This window comes from Cupriavidus basilensis OR16, assembly GCF_000243095.1.
Taxonomy (GTDB): Bacteria; Pseudomonadota; Gammaproteobacteria; order Burkholderiales; family Burkholderiaceae; genus Cupriavidus; species Cupriavidus basilensis_D.
Genome location: NZ_AHJE01000114.1, coordinates 85,180 through 100,685, shown reverse-complemented (window position 1 = coordinate 100,685; position 15,506 = coordinate 85,180). Strand labels below are relative to the sequence as shown.

The window sequence follows — 15,506 nt, the reverse complement described above, 5'->3', positions numbered from 1 at the left end:
GGAGGGCAAGCAGCCCGAGACGCAGGAAGCCTGCGCCTTCCTGCAGTGGATGCTGGACGAGCATTTCACCTTCCTCGGCCAGCGCGACTATGAACTGGTCACCCAGGACGGCCGCTTCTACCTGCGCGGCGTGCCCGGCTCAGGCGCCGGTATCCTGAGCGAGAGCCTGCGCCCGCCCGAGGCGGATACGCTGACCGAACTGCCGGCGGCGGCCACCTCGGTCATCGAAGGCAGATCGCCGATCTTCGTCACCAAGGCCAATTCGCGCTCCACCGTGCACCGGCCCGGCTACCTGGACTACATCGGCGTCAAGCTGACGGACGCCAACGGCAAGCTCTTTGGCGAGCGGCGCTTCGTCGGGCTTTACACATCCACCACCTACATGATGTCGAGCGCGGACATTCCGCTGGTGCGGCGCACATTCGCCAACATCCTGGCGCGCGCGGGCTTCCTGACCAAGGGCCATCTCTACAAGTCGCTGGTGACCATCCTCGAACAGTACCCGCGCGACGAACTGTTCCAGGCCGAGGAGGACGAGCTGTTCCACATCACGCTGGGCATCCTGCGCCTGCAGGAGCATCAGCGCATCCGCCTGTTCGTGCGGCGCGACCGCTTCGACCGCTTCGTCTCCTGCCTGGTGTTCGTGCCACGCGACAAGTACAACACGGACCTGCGCCAGCGCATCCAGAAGCTGCTGATGACCGCCTTTCGCGGCAACAGCTGCGAGTTCACGCCGCAGCTCTCCGAGTCCCCGCTCGCGCGCATCCAGCTGATCGTGCGCGGCGAGCCCGGCACCATGCCCGAGGTCAACCCGGACGAGCTGGAAGAGCGCATCGTGCAGGCCGCCCGGCGCTGGCAGGACGACCTTGCCGCCGCCCTGCTCGACAGCACGGGCGAGGAACAAGGCAACCGCCTGCTGCGCCGCTACGGCGACTCCTTCCCGGCCGGCTACCGCGAGGACTACCCGGCCCGCACCGCCGTGCGGGACATCGAGCTGATGGAGTCGGCGCAGGCCACCGGCGGCATTGCCATGAACCTGTACCGGCCCATCGAAGCCGCGCCCGGCGCGTTCCGCTTCAAGGTCTACCGCGCGCGCGAGCCGATTGCGCTCTCGCTCAGCCTGCCGATGCTCGAACACCTCGGTGTGCGCGTGGACGAGGAGCGCCCCTACCTGATCGAGCCCAACGGCGCCGCGCCGGTGTGGGTCCATGATTTCGGGCTGGAAATGGCCGATGGCGTCGCGGCCGGCGTCGACCTCGGCGCCGACATCGCGCGCATCAAGGCGCTGTTCGAGGACGCCTTCGCGCGCGCCTGGAACGGCGAGATCGAGAACGACGACTTCAACCGGCTGGTGCTGCGCGCCGAGCTGGCCGCGCGCGACGTGACCATCCTGCGCGCCTACGCCCGCTATCTTCGCCAGGTCGGGTCGACCTTCAGCGATGCGTATATCGAGCGGGCGCTAACCGGCAACCCGGCGATTGCCGCGCGCTTCGTGGAGCTGTTCGTCGCGCGCTTCGATCCTGCCACGGAAAGCGCCCGCGCGGCGCGCTGCGAGCACCTCCAGCAAGCCATCGGCACGGCGCTGGACCAGGTGCCCAATCTCGACGAAGATCGCATCCTGCGCCTGTTCCTGGGCGTGATCAACGCCACGGTGCGCACCAACTATTTTCGTCGCGGGCCCGACGGCGGGCCACGCCCTTACCTGTCGTTCAAGTTCAACCCCGCGCTGGTGCCCGGCCTGCCCGAGCCGCGCCCGATGTTCGAGATCTGGGTCTACTCCCCGCGCGTGGAAGGCGTGCACCTGCGCGGCGGCCCGGTGGCGCGCGGCGGCCTGCGCTGGTCCGACCGGCGTGAGGATTTCCGCACCGAGGTGCTGGGGCTGATGAAGGCCCAGATGGTGAAGAACACGGTGATCGTGCCGGTGGGCAGCAAGGGCGGCTTCGTGGTCAAGCGCCCGCCGCCGGCAAACGATCGCGACGCTTTCCTGCAGGAAGGCATTGCCTGTTACCAGACCTTCCTGCGCGGCCTGCTCGACGTCACCGACAACCGCGTGGCCGGCACCCTGGTGCCACCGCCGGAAGTGGTGCGCGAGGACGGCGACGATCCCTACCTGGTGGTCGCCGCCGACAAGGGCACGGCAAGCTTCTCCGATTACGCCAATGCGATCTCCGCCGAGTACGGCTTCTGGCTCGGCGACGCCTTTGCCTCGGGCGGCTCGGTCGGCTACGACCACAAGAAGATGGCCATCACCGCGCGCGGCGCCTGGGAATCGGTCAAGCGCCATTTCCGCGAGATGGGCATCGACATCCAGTCCACCAACTTCACTGTCGCCGGCGTCGGCGACATGTCGGGCGACGTGTTCGGCAACGGCATGCTGCTGTCACCCCATATCAAGCTGGTGGCCGCGTTCGACCACCGCCATATCTTCCTCGACCCCAACCCGGACGCCACCGCCAGCCTGCGCGAGCGCCAGCGCATGTTCGAGTTGCCGCGCTCGAGCTGGGCGGACTACGACATGAGCCTGGTCTCGCAGGCGTGCCTTGGCATCAGCGCCACCGTGCTGTCGCCCGCCGAACTGGTCCACGCAATCCTGCTGGCGCCGGTCGACCTGCTCTACAACGGCGGCATAGGCACCTATGTCAAATCCAGCCGCGAGAGCCATCTGCAAGTGGGCGATCGCAGCAACGACGCGGTGCGCGTCAACGGCGCCGAACTGCGCTGCAAAGTGGTGGGCGAAGGTGGCAATCTCGGCTTCACGCAGCTCGGCCGCATCGAGTTCGCGCTCAATGGCGGGCGCATCAACACCGATGCGATCGACAACTCCGCCGGCGTCGATTGCTCCGATCACGAGGTCAATATCAAGATCCTGCTGGGGCTGGCGGTGGCCGACGGCGAGATGACGGAGAAGCAACGCAACAAGCTGCTGGCGGAGATGACGGACGAAGTCGGCTTGCTGGTGCTCGAGGACAATTACTACCAGAGCCAGGCGCTGTCGGTTGCCGGGCGCAATGCGGCCGCGCTCCTCGATGCGGAAGGCCGGCTGATCCGCTGGCTGGAACGCGCCGGGCGCCTCAAGCGCGCGCTGGAGTTCCTCCCGACCGAAGACGAGCTAGGGGAACGCAAGGCCGCCGGGCTCGGCCTCACCTCGCCCGAGCGCGCCGTGCTGCTGGCTTACAGCAAGATGTGGCTGTACGACGAGTTGCTCAATTCTGCCTTGCCGGAGGACCCGCTGGTGGCCGGCCTCTTGCCCGCCTATTTCCCGCAGCCGCTACGCGAGCGGCACGCCGACACCATGCTGCGTCATCCGCTGCGCCGGGAGATCCTTGCCACGCACCTGACCAATACGCTGGTCAACCGCATCGGCGCGACCTTCATCCACCGCATGCTGGAAGAGACCGATGCGCGCCCCGCGGACATCGTGCGCGCTTGCCTGATCGCGCGCGACGTGTTCGGCCTGGACCCGCTCTGGTCGCGCATCGACGCGCTGGACAACCGCGTCGACGACGAAGTGCAGGCGTGCATGTTCGCCGCCACGGGACGGCTGCTGGAACACGCCAGCCTGTGGTTCCTGCGGCATCCGCATGCGGGCGGCCCCACCGACGGCAACAGCGCACGCTACGCCGAAGCCGCGGCCTGGCTCACGCCGCAACTGCCCACCCTGCTTGCCGGGCCGGAGGCCGCGGCGCTGGTTGACCGGCGGCAGGCACTGAGCCAGTCCGGCGTAGACGATGAGCTAGCCCTGCGTGTGGCCGCTGGGGAAATCTCCGCGGCGGCGCTGGATATCGCCGAGGTGGCCGCCGCCACGCAGCGCAGCCTGGCGCTGGTGGCAGGGGTTTATTTCGCGCTGGATACGGAGTTCAGCTTTGGCTGGCTGCGGGCGCGCTGACGGTCAGTGTGCTAGCGCAGCCGCAGGAACTGGACACGCCGGCACAACTGATCGAGGCCTGGCGCGGCGGGCGCCAGGCGCAGATCGAACGCTTCTCGCGCATGCTGGCGGACCAGCGCGCATCGGGCGCGGCCGGCTTGTCGATGCTGTCGGTGGCGGTACGGGAGATCGGCTTGCTAGAACGCAGCCAGCGGGGCGGGTAGACGCAGGCGCTGCCAATTGGAGACAATGGAGGATCCTGGCAAGCGCCTGATTCGGACACCAGATGAACAAACCCGTCAAAGCCGCGATCGCCGCGGCCATCGTCGTTGGCGCCACCAGCTACGCCAGCCCCTACTGGACGCTCTACCAGATGCGCTCCGCCATCGAAACGCGCGACGCCGACAAATTCTCGCGCTACGTCGACTATCCCGCCCTGCGAGAAAGCCTGAAAGCGCAGCTGACGTTGTCCCTGCAGCAGAAGCTTGGCGCGCCCGCCTTGCAGAACACGCCCTTTGCCGGAATCGGGCAAGCCATCGGCCTGGCGGTCATCAACACCATGATCGACACCATGGTGTCTCCTGCTGGCGTCATGGCGCTCATGGCCGGCGAGAAACCCGCCACGGCGCCGCAGCCAAAGCCCGCCACGCCCCCTGCCCCCACACCTGCGGAAAACAAGGGAGAGCCCGCCGGGCCGGCCAAGGAGGAAGCCGCCAAGGATGCACTAAAGTACAGATTGTCCTATCGGGCACTGAACACCGTGGAGGCCTCGGCCACCAAGGACAATGGCGACCGTATTCTCATCGGCCTGACGCGCGAAGGCTTATGGTCGTGGAAATGGAGCAGCGTCGTGCTGCCCGAGCTTTCCAAGCCTTAGGCCTGATTCGGCCTTTGGCTCGAATGCCAGCATTCACCGGCCCCATTTCGCCTCGAGCAGCACCGCCGCCTTGATCGCGTCGACGGTCTCTTCTTCGGTCTTGAAATCGCCAAGCAGCCGCTTTGACTTGCCGCTGAGCACCGCCGCCTGGAGTGCCTTGCCGGACGCCTCCGAGGTACCGGGACTCCAGCAATAGCGCGCCGTCCAAGAGCCGTCCTGCAAACGCTCGGCCACCCAGATGACGCGAAAATCCTCGAACACTACCCCGAAAGGTTCGTCTTCGTTCATTGCAACCTCCACAACACGCGATCGCTCCCCTCGAACACCACGGCAGTGCGCGCGCGTGCCGTGACAGCATCACCGCCAGGTCGGGATCGGCATGGGACCGGGCGAAATGTCGCCGTCCGTGCGGCGATCTGGTTGATCAGGGCTAGCGGCCACGCTGCGCCACCACCCTGTTTTCGCGTGATGCTAGCACGCAGCCTGGCCGTCGTGTCAGCCATGGCGCACGTGGTGTGCCTGGAGCACCACGGCACTAATCCTGGCGGCTAATCGGCGGGGATCTCATGGTTGCCGTGCACCAGGAGGCTACCCGGGCTGTCGCCGAGCATGCGCGGCCTGCGCGGCTGCAACTCCAGGCCCAGGCGGATGAGCAGCTCGAACGCATCCGCCAGCAGATGCTGCTGGCGCGGCAACAGGCTGGCATAGGGCATGTCGTAGATGGACTGGTGCGAGCCACGCGCGCCCTTGAGGCCGCGATCGCGGGCCATGTCGGACAACAAGGCGGCAAAGCCGTTCAGGTCCTCGGCGGCCAGGGCGGTATTGAGCACCGCGGCCAGCACATGCGGCGGCGACGAACCCCAGCCCATGGCATCGGCGTTTGCGGCGCAGTCTTCGGAAGCATCGAATGAGTTCATACCCGGATTAACGACAGCGATCCCCTGCCATGTAGGTTAAGCGGCAAAACTTCTGCCCTTGCCAAAGCATGGCCGGGCCGTCCAGTCCGGGACAATCAATCAGCCCGCGGCATAAGCAACATGGTCCACCGTCGCGTCAATCAGGCGGCAGGCGCGGGCCTGGGCCCGGTCGGCGACGTCCAGCAGCTCTCCCTGCTCATGCCCCACCCACGATTGCAGCGGCGAGGGATTGCGCACCGCGCCCTTGGCCTCCTGGACGATCGAAGCGCTCACCAAGCACCCCCGCTCATGCTGCTGTACCGAGATCAAGATCACGTAGCCTCGGTAATGCTGTGTTCTGGATTCATTCATTGCGTCTCCCTTTGCCAGCCATCGTAGCATGCCGCAGCGCAGCGTCCGGCCAGCCGGGGAAAGGGGCCGCCGGGGATAATGCCGGGTCTAGGTCCGTTCCTGCGGGCGGTCCTGTGGGCGGCGCCCCATGCGCCAGACATTGGGCGGCTCGCCGTGGGCGGCGTTCTGGAACATCCAGGCGCCGCAGACCGTGCACCGCCAGGGCCGGTCCACCCACCGCGAATTGATATCCATGCCAAGTGCGCCCGCACCCGATGCAGCCAGGTTCTCATGCGGCTCCACCGTGGTCGGCGCACCAACGAGAAGATGGCAGAGATCGCAAGCGTGCATGCCTTACTCCAACGAAACACTCACTCCAGCGAGGGCGGAGTGCCAAAGGGATCAGCGCCTTGCTGATCCGGCACCTCGGCAAGGTCAAACTCATCACGCGCCTTGTCCACCACGGCCCGGATACTGCGCTCATGGCCCGCGGCATTGCCGAAGACCTTCATATCCCAATTGCGTCCGCGCGCATCGCGTGCATGCGCCTGCGGCGCCGGCACGCGGACCTTCGCGCCGTCCTCCACGATGTCATCGATACGCTGGATGCGCCGGCTCACCTCGTCCTGCAAGGCCCGGGCCGCGCGCGCGCGCTTGACCATCCTGTACTCCTATCGTAGGCGTATCACACAGCAAACGGCATCAGGCCGAACCAGTGCCCCGGAACCATGCACCCAAACGTCCGCCCAAAGAGACATGTACGCCGCACGGTCCATGGCTTGATTGTAGGTTCCGCCACCCCTTCGCGACAAACCTGATTGATCGGCGAAGGGTTTTGCTAGCCCTCCACGTCATCGGTCACTGCGACCGAGCCTAGCTGGGCGCAAATAGTCCGGCTATACTGTATATTCATACAGTACTCTTTTGAGTGAAGTGATGTTCACCTGCGATCCTGGCTTCATCCACCTCTACACCCACGGCACGCACAACGTGGCCATCAAGTGCCAGACGCTGACCGTGGACGATCCATTGCTCACGGTGGATACCCGGAGCCCCGAAGCCGAGGCAGCGGCGCAAGTTGCCGGCGCAACGCTCTACCTGATGGGCATCGACACCGCCGCACTCAAGGCACTGCCCTGGCCGGTCGACGGCCTGGTGATCGAGCACGAAGGCGCGCGGCCGCGCTTCGAACTGGCGAAGGGCTTCGACTTCCTCGATGCGAGATCGCTGCGCGTGCGCACACGTGGCGAGCGCCACTATGCCACGCGCGAGGAGCCGGCCGATCCCTATTGGGCCAAGGGAGTCAAGGGAATCAAGGGAGAAAAGGCAACCTTATCCGCGTGGTGTGACTCCCCGGTGATGTAGTGCGGGAGCGTGCTGCCTGGTCAGGCCTTTCTTGATAGGGGTCGGGGCATGCGGTTCTTGAGCTGGTCGCCCTATTGTGGCCGGATGGTGCCGCACTGTATATCCATACAGTTAACTCGACTATTGACCACCCCTCCCGGACGGCCCATATACTGTACATCCATACAGTATCCAGTGAGAGAGACATGTTCGCCTGCGCCCCCGATACCGTCTATCTTTACAGCCAGTCCCACGGTGCGGCGCGCCTGGCCATCCGCTGCCCCCGCCTGACCATCGAGGACCCGCTGCTCACCGCGGACACCTGGAACCCAGAAATCGAGGCTGCCGCGCAGGCCGCTAGCGCGACGATCACCCTGACGGGAGTCGACACGGCAGCCATCATGGCCCTGCCGTGGACCATCGACCGCCTGGCGTTCAACTACCGGGGCACTTCACTAAGCTTCCAGCTCGCCTATAGCATCCAGTTCGCCGGTCCTCGCTCGATCTGCCTGCGCACCCGCGGCGAGCGCCACTATGCCACCCGCCGGGAGATGGCATGCCTCCTGTGACCTGCCAGGCTGGCTCGATCCTCCTGGAGACCTTTTGCACCAAAATCGACGAGCCATCTCAGCGAGGCTTTATAGCGCGTGTTATTCGCTGGATCGGGTCGCAGTCGCCAAAGCCCCTACAGAGCCAAAGGGCCTAGACCCGAATCACATCAGGATCTCAAGAGCAGCAACTCGCAGGCAGTCCGCAGCGATCGGTCAAGCTCGTTCGAATATTCCCGATGCCGCAATGGGCATCGCACAATGACGAGGGAGTCTTGCGCGAACCGCCCGTTGAAAACACTCATATCAGCACACGGAAATATGAAAAGCGCGGTGTTGTGGATTTCTATACGATCATGCCGCCGTGGCATTCTGATCGCGAGAAAGCTCGTGCCTATGCGCAGGTCTCATAGCGATGAGGAGATTCAGCTTCCTTCTTAACGATCAGCCATCACAGAAAGCCTGATGATCGGTTGATTCGCACCAACAGCGGCGGCGCGGGTCTTCGGTCTCCTATCCTCTTCTGACCAACGGGTTGGCGCTTGGCAATGCCGGGACCGCCACCGGCTCGGGCGGTACAGCCGTGAGCATCACCGGCAGTAATAATCTGCTGACATTGGGAACGGGATCCGTGTTGAATGGCAACGCCACGGTCAATTCCGAACACCTCGGTCTTTTGCTGACTATTCTTTGCAATCGATTTTGGCGGAGGCTGGTAGCCTGTCTGCCCCCATGCCAACTTCCGATTGCCGATCAATGACCACCGTTCTCGCCATTGCCGTTGCCTGCGGCGCATTTCTCAGGCTCTGCGTCGCGTCCCCGTATGAAGAGGCATTCGGGCTGGGAAGCTGCAATATCGGCGGCTCCAGCGAGGTCCTGGCGCCGGAGTCCGGAGACGCGGGCGTTCGTCGATCTGTGCAATCTGACGCGCCAGAGGTCCACTGAGATCCGGCTGTCGCGTTGGCGCCAAGCCGACCAGCGAGCCGAGGTGACAGGGATGCAAAGAAGGCGGGCTACAACATCGATGCCCCTCGGGCTGCCGGCGCGCGCACTGCGCGACAACCGAGAGATATATTAAGCAGCGCTAAGCTCCGGCCCCAACGGCCCCATTTACACCTTCCCGCTGCTTGATATTGGATGTCATCCAGGATGTCATCCAATAAGGCGATTTTGATCGCTACCCGCGCAGAAAAGAAAAAACCCGCTAGACGTTAATCTAGCGGGTTCTTAATACTGGTCGGGGCGAGAGGATTTGAACCTCCGACCACCTGCACCCCATGCAGGTACGCTACCAGGCTGCGCTACGCCCCGAGAGAAAAAGATTATATCAGAAGCTTTTTGGAAATGGCTAGTCTTTAGTGCACTTTTTATTCATGCCTCGCGATCTGCTGAAGCTGGGCAAGCAGATGCTGCACTTCCACGAGCTCGTTGCGCAGGCTGCTGAGGTCGAGCGAGAAAACCGGCGCTTCACCGGCGGCCTCCGCAGCCTGCGCTTGCTCATCCTCAGTGGCTGCGTGGCTGTACTGCCGCCCTTCATCCAGGCGATTGCGTGCGCCATTGATGGTGAAGCCTTGCTCGTACAGCAAGTCGCGGATGCGGCGGATGAGCAGGACTTCGTGGTGCTGATAGTAGCGCCGGTTGCCGCGTCGCTTGACGGGCTTGAGCTGCGTGAACTCCTGCTCCCAGTAGCGCAGCACATGCGGCTTGACGGCGCAAAGCTCGCTGACTTCACCGATGGTGAAGTAGCGTTTGGCGGGAATCGGCGGCAACAAGATGCGTTCGCTGGATCTTTCCGACATGCGGTGAATGGGCGGGCTTCAGGCCGTGCCGGGAGAGGTTGTGGTGTTCGCGCGGGCTAGCGCGTGAACAAGCGTGATACACGAAACAAGCAGGATAACGAGTCGTCGTGCTGCTGGCAAACGATCAGCCGGCCACCGCCACCAGGCCTGCACGCTCTTCCACCAGGCCCTTGAGCTTCTGGCTGGCATGGAAGGTCACCACGCGCCGTGCCGTGATAGGAATGATCTCGCCAGTCTTGGGATTGCGGCCGGGACGTTGCGGCTTGTCGCGCAGCTGGAAATTGCCGAAGCCGGACAGCTTGACGCTGTCGCCCTGTTCCAGCGCTTCGCGAATCACGTCGAAGAAAGCTTCGACCATGTCCTTGGACTCGCGCTTGTTGAGACCGACCTGGTCGAACAGCATTTCAGCGAGCTCGGCCTTGGTGAGGGTCGGCACTTCAGCGACGCGAGCGTCGGAAGTATCGTCGTCGAGCGAGGCTGCCTGGCGGTCGCCTGCTTCACCCATTGCAGAGGCCATGAGATACGCGTGTCGATCGTTCATTGTCATTCAGTGTGGCGATCCGCCCGGATGCGGAAGGTCCGGGCGCTCCATTGTCATGTCAGCTGGTGGATCAGCCGCGCATCCGCGCCTGGAATGCAGCGCTGGCGGCTTCGACCATGCAACGCACCGCGCTGTCGACGGTTTCGTCCTGGAGGGTCGCCCCAGTATCTTGCAAGGTCAAGCGGAACGCAAGGCTTTTCTCGTCCGCGCCAATGGCCGCCGAAGCCGCCTTCGGACGGAACTCGTCGAACAGCACAAGGCTCTGGCAATAGCGGGCGGAGCCTTGTTTTTCCAGGGCTTCGCGCATGGCGTCGAGCAGGTCCTGCACACGCACCGACTGCTTCACCACCAATGCCAGGTCGCGTACGGCGGCCGGGAACTTGGAGATTTCGGTGTAGCCGGGCAAGCCCACTTCGCGCAGTGCCTGCAGGTCCAGTTCGAACACGACCGGCGCTTGCGTCAGTTCATACTCCTGCAGCCAGCGCGGGTGCAGTTCGCCGATCACGCCGGCCACCTTGCCATCGATCACGACTTGCGCGGCGCGGCCCGGATGCAGCGCGGGATGCGATACCGGCTCGAAGCGCGCGACGCGCGGGAACAGCAAGGCCTCGACATCGCCCTTGACGTCGAAGAAGTCCACCGGGCGGGTGCCGATGCCCCACTGCTCCTCGAAGGCCGGCCCGTAGGCAATGCCGCCGGCAACCATCGGCTGGCGATAGCCGGCCACCGTCAGGCCACCATCGGCAACCGAGGCGTCGCGATGGAACACGCGGCCTACTTCGAACATCCGCACGCGCGATGCCTTGCGGTTGAGGTTGTAGCGCACCTTGTCGAGCAGGCCGCCGATCAGCGTGGAACGCATCACCGCCAGCTGGCTGGCGATCGGATTCAGCAGGCGGATCGGGTTGTCGTTGCTGGCAAAGTCGCGCTCCCACTTCTCTTCGACGAAGGCGAAGTTGATCACCTCCTGGTAGTCGCGCGCGGCGATCGCGTGGCGCACGGCATGGGTCGAGCGGCGCGCTTCGTCGGTCGGGCGCATCTCGCTTTCGGCGACCGGCGGGCGTGCCGGGATACGCTCGAAGCCGTAGATGCGGGCCACTTCCTCGATCAGGTCTTCCTCGATTTCGATGTCAAAGCGATAGCTCGGCGGTGTGACCACGAACACTTCGCCATCCGCGCCTTGCTCGCGGGTGAACGGCAGCTGCAGGCGCAGGAACACGTCGGCGATGACCGCAGGCGACAGCTCGATGCCGAGCACGCGCTCGGCGCGCGCCACACGCAGGCGCACCGGCTTGCGCTGCGGCAGGTTGACGACTTGGTCATCGACCGGGCCGGCCTGGCCGCCGCAGATCTCGAGGATCAGCGCGCTGATGCGCTCGATATGCTCAACCGTGGTGGCGTAGTCCACGCCACGCTCGAAGCGATGCCCGGCATCGGTCGAGAAGTTGAAGCGGCGCGAGCGGCCCTGGATGGCTTCCGGCCACCAGAAGGCGGCTTCCAGGTAGATGTTGGTGGTGTCGAGCGTCACGGCGGTACTGTCGCCGCCCATGATGCCGGCCAGGCTCTCGATCTCCTTGTCGTCGGCGATCACACCGACCTGCTCGTCGAGCTCCACGGTATTGCCATTGAGCAGCTTGAGCTGTTCGCCCTTGCGGCCCCAGCGCACATCCAGCCCGCCGTGGATCTTGTCCAGGTCGAAGACATGCGAGGGACGGCCGAGTTCGAGCATCACGTAGTTGGAGATGTCGACCAGCGCGGAGATGCTGCGCTGCCCTGCCCGCTCCAGGCGCTGCACCATCCATGCCGGCGTGGCCGCGTGCGCGTTCACGCCGCGGATCACACGACCCGAGAAGCGGCCGCACAGGTCGGGGGCCGAAATCTTCACCGGCAGCTTGTCGGCCAGCGTCACCGCAACCGGCTTCATCTCCGGCAGGCGCAGTTCGGCGCCGGTCAGTGCGGCGACTTCGCGCGCCACGCCGTGGATCGACAGGCAGTCGGCCTTGTTGGGCGTGAGCTTGATCACGAAGACCTGGTCATCGAGGTCCAGGTACTCGCGGATGTCCATGCCAATCTTTGCGTCTTCAGGCAGGAGCATCAGGCCGCCGCGTCTTCAGGCAGGAGCATCAGGCCGCCGTGGTCCTCCGACAGCTTGAGCTCGCGCGCCGAGCACAGCATGCCGAAGCTGTCCACGCCGCGCAGCTTGCCCACCTTGATTTCAAACGACTTGCCGCCGGATTCCGACGGCGGCAGCACTGCGCCAACCAGCGCGCAAGGCACCAGGACGCCGGGCGCCACATTGGGCGCGCCGCAAACGATCTGCAGCGTCTCGCCAGTGCCCGCGTCGACCTGGCAGACGTTGAGACGATCCGCGTTGGGATGGCGCTCGGTGGAGAGCACGCGCGCCACCACCACCTTGTCGAAGGGCGGCGCAACGGGGCCGACCTCTTCCACTTCCAGCCCGGCCATGGTCAGGCTGTGCGAGAGCGCATCTGTGGAGATCTTGTCGGGATTGACGAAACTGCGAAGCCAGGATTCCGAGAATTGCATGGCGCTTCTGATCCGGTAAGTATTCTGTTCTGTGGTGTCGGTGACGATGTGCTCTGGCGCTTGCGCGCTTCAGGCGAACTGGCGCAGGAAACGCGCGTCGCCTTCGAAGAACAGGCGCAGGTCGTTGATGCCGTAGCGGAGCATGGTCAGGCGTTCGAGGCCGGAACCAAAGGCAAAGCCGATATAGCGCTCGGGGTCCAGGCCCATATTGCGCAGCACGTTCGGGTGCACCTGGCCCGAGCCGGAGATCTCCAGCCACTTGCCGTTGCCGAAGGCCATGTCGATTTCCGCGGACGGCTCGGTGAACGGGAAGTACGAGGGACGGAAACGCACCTGGATGTCATCGCGCTCGAAGAACTTGCGCAGGAAGTCGGTGTACACGCCCTTGAGGTCGGCAAAGCTCACGTCATCGCCGATCCACAGGCCTTCGACCTGATTGAACATCGGCGAATGCGTGGCGTCGCTGTCGACGCGGTAAGTACGGCCGGGGCAGATCACCTTGATCGGCGGCATCTCGCGGCCCTTGTACTTCTCCACGTGCATGCGCGCGTAGCGGACCTGCATCGGGCTGGTGTGGGTACGCAGCAGCAGCAACTTGTCATCGCTGTCGCGGCCGTCCACGTAGAAGGTGTCCTGCATCGAACGGGCCGGATGGTTGTCCGGGTTGTTCAACGCGGTGAAGTTCATCCAGTCCGTTTCGATCTCGGGGCCATCGGCCACGTCGAAGCCGACGGAGCCGAAGATCTGTTCGACCCGTTCCCAGGTGCGCATCACCGGGTGCAGGCTGCCGCGGGCAACGGCCCGGCCCGGCAGGGTGACGTCGATGGCTTCGGCGGCCAGCCGCTCATTCATCAGCGCGTCGGCCAGCGCCTGGCGGCGTGCCTGCAGCGCGGCCTCGACCTGCTGCTTGGCCAGGTTGATGCGCGCGCCTTCGCTCTTGCGCGTTTCCGGGTCGAGCTTGCCAAGGCTCTTGAGCAACTCGGTGAGCGCGCCGGTCTTGCCGAGAAAGCGGGCTTTTTCGTTTTCCAGCGTGGCGTTGTCGTTGGCTGCAGAGAAGGCGGCCTGGGCGTCGGCGACGATTTGATCCGGATCCAGAGACATGGCGGCGGTCGGCGATAAATTTGGCGTCCGGGTCACGCTGGGCCCGGGCGTGGGTTGGCACTAGGTGCGATGTGGGTGCAGAGTCCGCGCGGCACCGGGGGCGGCGCGGGCTTCGTTTCGGATGTCGTCTTGCATCGCGCCGGGGACGGCACGCGAAACGGCATTCGAAATGAAAACGGGGCTCGGTGAGGAGCCCCGTTTCTGCAGGTCCGGCCGACTCGCCGTCGCGGCGACAAGCGCTGCTCAGGCAAATTCGGCGGAAATGCTGTCGACCTTGCGGTCGGTGCTTGCCCGGGTAACCACACTACACACTAGCGCGGCACCCCGGAGCCGGCATCAGGCAACGGTGGCTTTCACCTGGTTGACGATGGCGGCAAAGGCAGGCTTGTCATGAATAGCCATGTCCGACAGCACCTTGCGGTCCAGCTCAATCGAAGCCCGCTTCAGGCCGTTCATGAACACGCTGTAGGTCATGCCATGCTCACGCGAAGCAGCATTGATACGCGCAATCCAGAGAGCGCGGAACACGCGCTTCTTGTTGCGGCGATCGCGGTATGCGTACTGGCCAGCACGCATGACCGCCTGCTTGGCGATACGGTAGACGTTATTGCGGCGGCCGCGGAAACCCTTGGCAGCGACGATGACTTTCTTATGGCGGGCCCGTGCAGTGACCCCACGTTTTACTCGAGGCATGTAATGCTCCTTTCGTTTTCGTTAGGGTTATGCGTAAGGCATCATTGCGCGAACGGCCTTCAGGTTCGTCTCATGGACGTCCTGGGTGCCACGCAATTGGCGCTTATTCTTGGTGGTCTTCTTGGTCAAGATGTGACGCTTGAAGGCCTGGCCACGCTTGAACGAACCATTCGGACGCGCAGTAAAGCGCTTGGAAGCGCTTTTCTTGGTCTTCATCTTCGGCATGAAATACTCCAGCTTCTATGACATGCATGCAGGTGGCCAGCTGGCGCCGACACTTGCAAAACCCGCATCCACTTATTGTTGCGCGAAAGCCGCTTGCGGCTCCCTGCGCTGCTTTCGCACGACGCCGCGCTCGGAGGGATTCCCCTCCGGGCCGCAGCGACGCGCAAAATCTTACTTCTTCTTCTTGGGAGACAGCACCATCACCATCTGGCGGCCTTCCATCTTCGGCATCTGCTCGACCTGGCCAACTTCTTCCAGGTCCGCCTTTAGGCGTTCGAGCACACGCGCGCCGATTTCCTGGTGCGCCATCTCACGGCCGCGGAAACGCAGCGTGATCTTGGTCTTGTCGCCGTCTTCGAGGAAGCGCTTCAGGTTGCGCAGCTTGACGTTGTAGTCGCCATCATCCGTACCCGGCCGGAACTTGACTTCCTTGACCTGGATGATCTTCTGCTTCAGCTTGGCGTCGTGCGCGCGCTTGGCTTCCTCGTACTTGAACTTGCCGTAATCCATGATACGGGCAACCGGCGGCACCGCTGTAGGAGCGATTTCCACCAAGTCCAAGTCCTTATCCTCAGCCAGGCGGAGCGCGTCCATGAACTTGACGATGCCGAGCTGCTCGTTATCAACCCCGACCAGGCGCAATTCGGGTGCGCTGATTTCGCGATTGATGCGATGACCTTTGTCTGTAGCGATGTTGCGTTACCTCAAGAAGACAAAAA

General features: G+C 64.1%; 14 protein-coding genes, 1 tRNA gene and 2 pseudogenes. 4 read left to right on the top strand and 13 right to left on the bottom strand.

What is annotated here, in order from left to right:
* Positions 1-4,089 (top strand): annotated as a pseudogene (locus OR16_RS33380) (NAD-glutamate dehydrogenase); the annotation flags it as partial.
* Between the two features lie 62 nt (positions 4,090-4,151).
* Positions 4,152-4,742 carry a DUF2939 domain-containing protein gene (locus tag OR16_RS33375; protein WP_006163227.1) on the top strand — a complete coding sequence of 197 codons (591 nt, stop codon included), beginning with the start codon at positions 4,152-4,154 and terminating at the stop codon, positions 4,740-4,742.
* A gap of 33 nt (positions 4,743-4,775) precedes the next feature.
* Here OR16_RS33375 and OR16_RS33370 read toward each other — a convergent pair whose 3' ends face one another.
* From OR16_RS33370 to OR16_RS33350, 5 genes are all read right to left on the bottom strand, one after another.
* Complete coding sequence (locus OR16_RS33370; RefSeq protein ID WP_006163226.1) at positions 4,776-5,030, bottom strand: hypothetical protein; 255 nt, start codon at positions 5,028-5,030, stop codon at positions 4,776-4,778.
* A gap of 260 nt (positions 5,031-5,290) precedes the next feature.
* Entirely contained in the window at positions 5,291-5,659 is a 369-nt protein-coding gene (locus tag OR16_RS33365; RefSeq protein WP_006163225.1) for a hypothetical protein, read from the bottom strand.
* Between the two features lie 99 nt (positions 5,660-5,758).
* Positions 5,759-6,010, bottom strand: coding sequence for a hypothetical protein (locus OR16_RS33360; RefSeq protein ID WP_006163224.1), 252 nt, complete (start codon positions 6,008-6,010; stop codon positions 5,759-5,761).
* Between the two features lie 87 nt (positions 6,011-6,097).
* Positions 6,098-6,340, bottom strand: a complete 243-nt coding sequence (locus OR16_RS33355) for a hypothetical protein (RefSeq protein WP_006163223.1) — start codon at positions 6,338-6,340, stop codon at positions 6,098-6,100.
* A gap of 20 nt (positions 6,341-6,360) precedes the next feature.
* Positions 6,361-6,651, bottom strand: coding sequence for a hypothetical protein (locus tag OR16_RS33350; RefSeq protein WP_006163222.1), 291 nt, complete (start codon positions 6,649-6,651; stop codon positions 6,361-6,363).
* A gap of 274 nt (positions 6,652-6,925) precedes the next feature.
* On the opposite strand from OR16_RS33350, the gene OR16_RS33345 reads away from it, so the two are divergent.
* Both OR16_RS33345 and OR16_RS33340 read left to right on the top strand, forming a co-directional pair.
* Positions 6,926-7,354: a hypothetical protein gene (locus OR16_RS33345; RefSeq protein ID WP_006163221.1), complete on the top strand. Its 429-nt coding sequence runs from the start codon at positions 6,926-6,928 to the stop codon at positions 7,352-7,354.
* A 185-nt stretch (positions 7,355-7,539) separates the two neighbouring features.
* Entirely contained in the window at positions 7,540-7,902 is a 363-nt protein-coding gene (locus OR16_RS33340) for a hypothetical protein (RefSeq protein ID WP_006163220.1), read from the top strand.
* Positions 7,903-9,115: 1,213 nt separating this feature from the next.
* Here the strand turns inward: OR16_RS33340 and OR16_RS33335 are convergent.
* From OR16_RS33335 to infC, 8 genes and pseudogenes are all read right to left on the bottom strand, one after another.
* Positions 9,116-9,192: transfer RNA gene (locus tag OR16_RS33335), tRNA-Pro, on the bottom strand.
* A 56-nt stretch (positions 9,193-9,248) separates the two neighbouring features.
* Positions 9,249-9,680 (bottom strand): MerR family transcriptional regulator, encoded by a 432-nt coding sequence (locus tag OR16_RS33330; protein ID WP_006163219.1) that lies wholly within the window; start codon positions 9,678-9,680, stop codon positions 9,249-9,251.
* A gap of 124 nt (positions 9,681-9,804) precedes the next feature.
* Positions 9,805-10,221, bottom strand: a complete 417-nt coding sequence (locus OR16_RS33325; protein WP_043422102.1) for an integration host factor subunit alpha — start codon at positions 10,219-10,221, stop codon at positions 9,805-9,807.
* A gap of 70 nt (positions 10,222-10,291) precedes the next feature.
* Positions 10,292-12,768 (bottom strand): annotated as a pseudogene (gene pheT, locus OR16_RS33320) (phenylalanine--tRNA ligase subunit beta).
* Positions 12,769-12,837: 69 nt separating this feature from the next.
* Positions 12,838-13,863 (bottom strand): phenylalanine--tRNA ligase subunit alpha, encoded by a 1,026-nt coding sequence (gene pheS, locus OR16_RS33315; RefSeq protein ID WP_192816473.1) that lies wholly within the window; start codon positions 13,861-13,863, stop codon positions 12,838-12,840.
* Between the two features lie 342 nt (positions 13,864-14,205).
* Complete coding sequence (rplT, locus tag OR16_RS33310; RefSeq protein ID WP_006163216.1) at positions 14,206-14,562, bottom strand: 50S ribosomal protein L20; 357 nt, start codon at positions 14,560-14,562, stop codon at positions 14,206-14,208.
* Between the two features lie 27 nt (positions 14,563-14,589).
* Positions 14,590-14,787, bottom strand: coding sequence for a 50S ribosomal protein L35 (rpmI, locus tag OR16_RS33305; protein ID WP_006163215.1), 198 nt, complete (start codon positions 14,785-14,787; stop codon positions 14,590-14,592).
* 171 nt (positions 14,788-14,958) lie between these two features.
* Entirely contained in the window at positions 14,959-15,480 is a 522-nt protein-coding gene (gene infC / locus OR16_RS33300) for a translation initiation factor IF-3 (protein ID WP_081488948.1), read from the bottom strand.
* Between the last annotated feature and the right edge of the window lie 26 nt (positions 15,481-15,506).

What these genes read in the sequence shown, in the direction of transcription:
- OR16_RS33375 (WP_006163227.1), top strand. Translation starts at nt 4,152, where the DNA reads ATGAACAAACCCGTCAAAGCCGCGATCGCCGCGGCCATCGTCGTTGGC.
- OR16_RS33370 (WP_006163226.1), bottom strand. Translation starts at nt 5,030, where the DNA reads ATGAACGAAGACGAACCTTTCGGGGTAGTGTTCGAGGATTTTCGCGTC.
- OR16_RS33365 (WP_006163225.1), bottom strand. Translation starts at nt 5,659, where the DNA reads ATGAACTCATTCGATGCTTCCGAAGACTGCGCCGCAAACGCCGATGCC.
- OR16_RS33360 (WP_006163224.1), bottom strand. Translation starts at nt 6,010, where the DNA reads ATGAATGAATCCAGAACACAGCATTACCGAGGCTACGTGATCTTGATC.
- OR16_RS33355 (WP_006163223.1), bottom strand. Translation starts at nt 6,340, where the DNA reads ATGCACGCTTGCGATCTCTGCCATCTTCTCGTTGGTGCGCCGACCACG.
- OR16_RS33350 (WP_006163222.1), bottom strand. Translation starts at nt 6,651, where the DNA reads ATGGTCAAGCGCGCGCGCGCGGCCCGGGCCTTGCAGGACGAGGTGAGC.
- OR16_RS33345 (WP_006163221.1), top strand. Translation starts at nt 6,926, where the DNA reads ATGTTCACCTGCGATCCTGGCTTCATCCACCTCTACACCCACGGCACG.
- OR16_RS33340 (WP_006163220.1), top strand. Translation starts at nt 7,540, where the DNA reads ATGTTCGCCTGCGCCCCCGATACCGTCTATCTTTACAGCCAGTCCCAC.
- OR16_RS33330 (WP_006163219.1), bottom strand. Translation starts at nt 9,680, where the DNA reads ATGTCGGAAAGATCCAGCGAACGCATCTTGTTGCCGCCGATTCCCGCC.
- OR16_RS33325 (WP_043422102.1), bottom strand. Translation starts at nt 10,221, where the DNA reads ATGAACGATCGACACGCGTATCTCATGGCCTCTGCAATGGGTGAAGCA.
- rplT (WP_006163216.1), bottom strand. Translation starts at nt 14,562, where the DNA reads ATGCCTCGAGTAAAACGTGGGGTCACTGCACGGGCCCGCCATAAGAAA.
- rpmI (WP_006163215.1), bottom strand. Translation starts at nt 14,787, where the DNA reads ATGCCGAAGATGAAGACCAAGAAAAGCGCTTCCAAGCGCTTTACTGCG.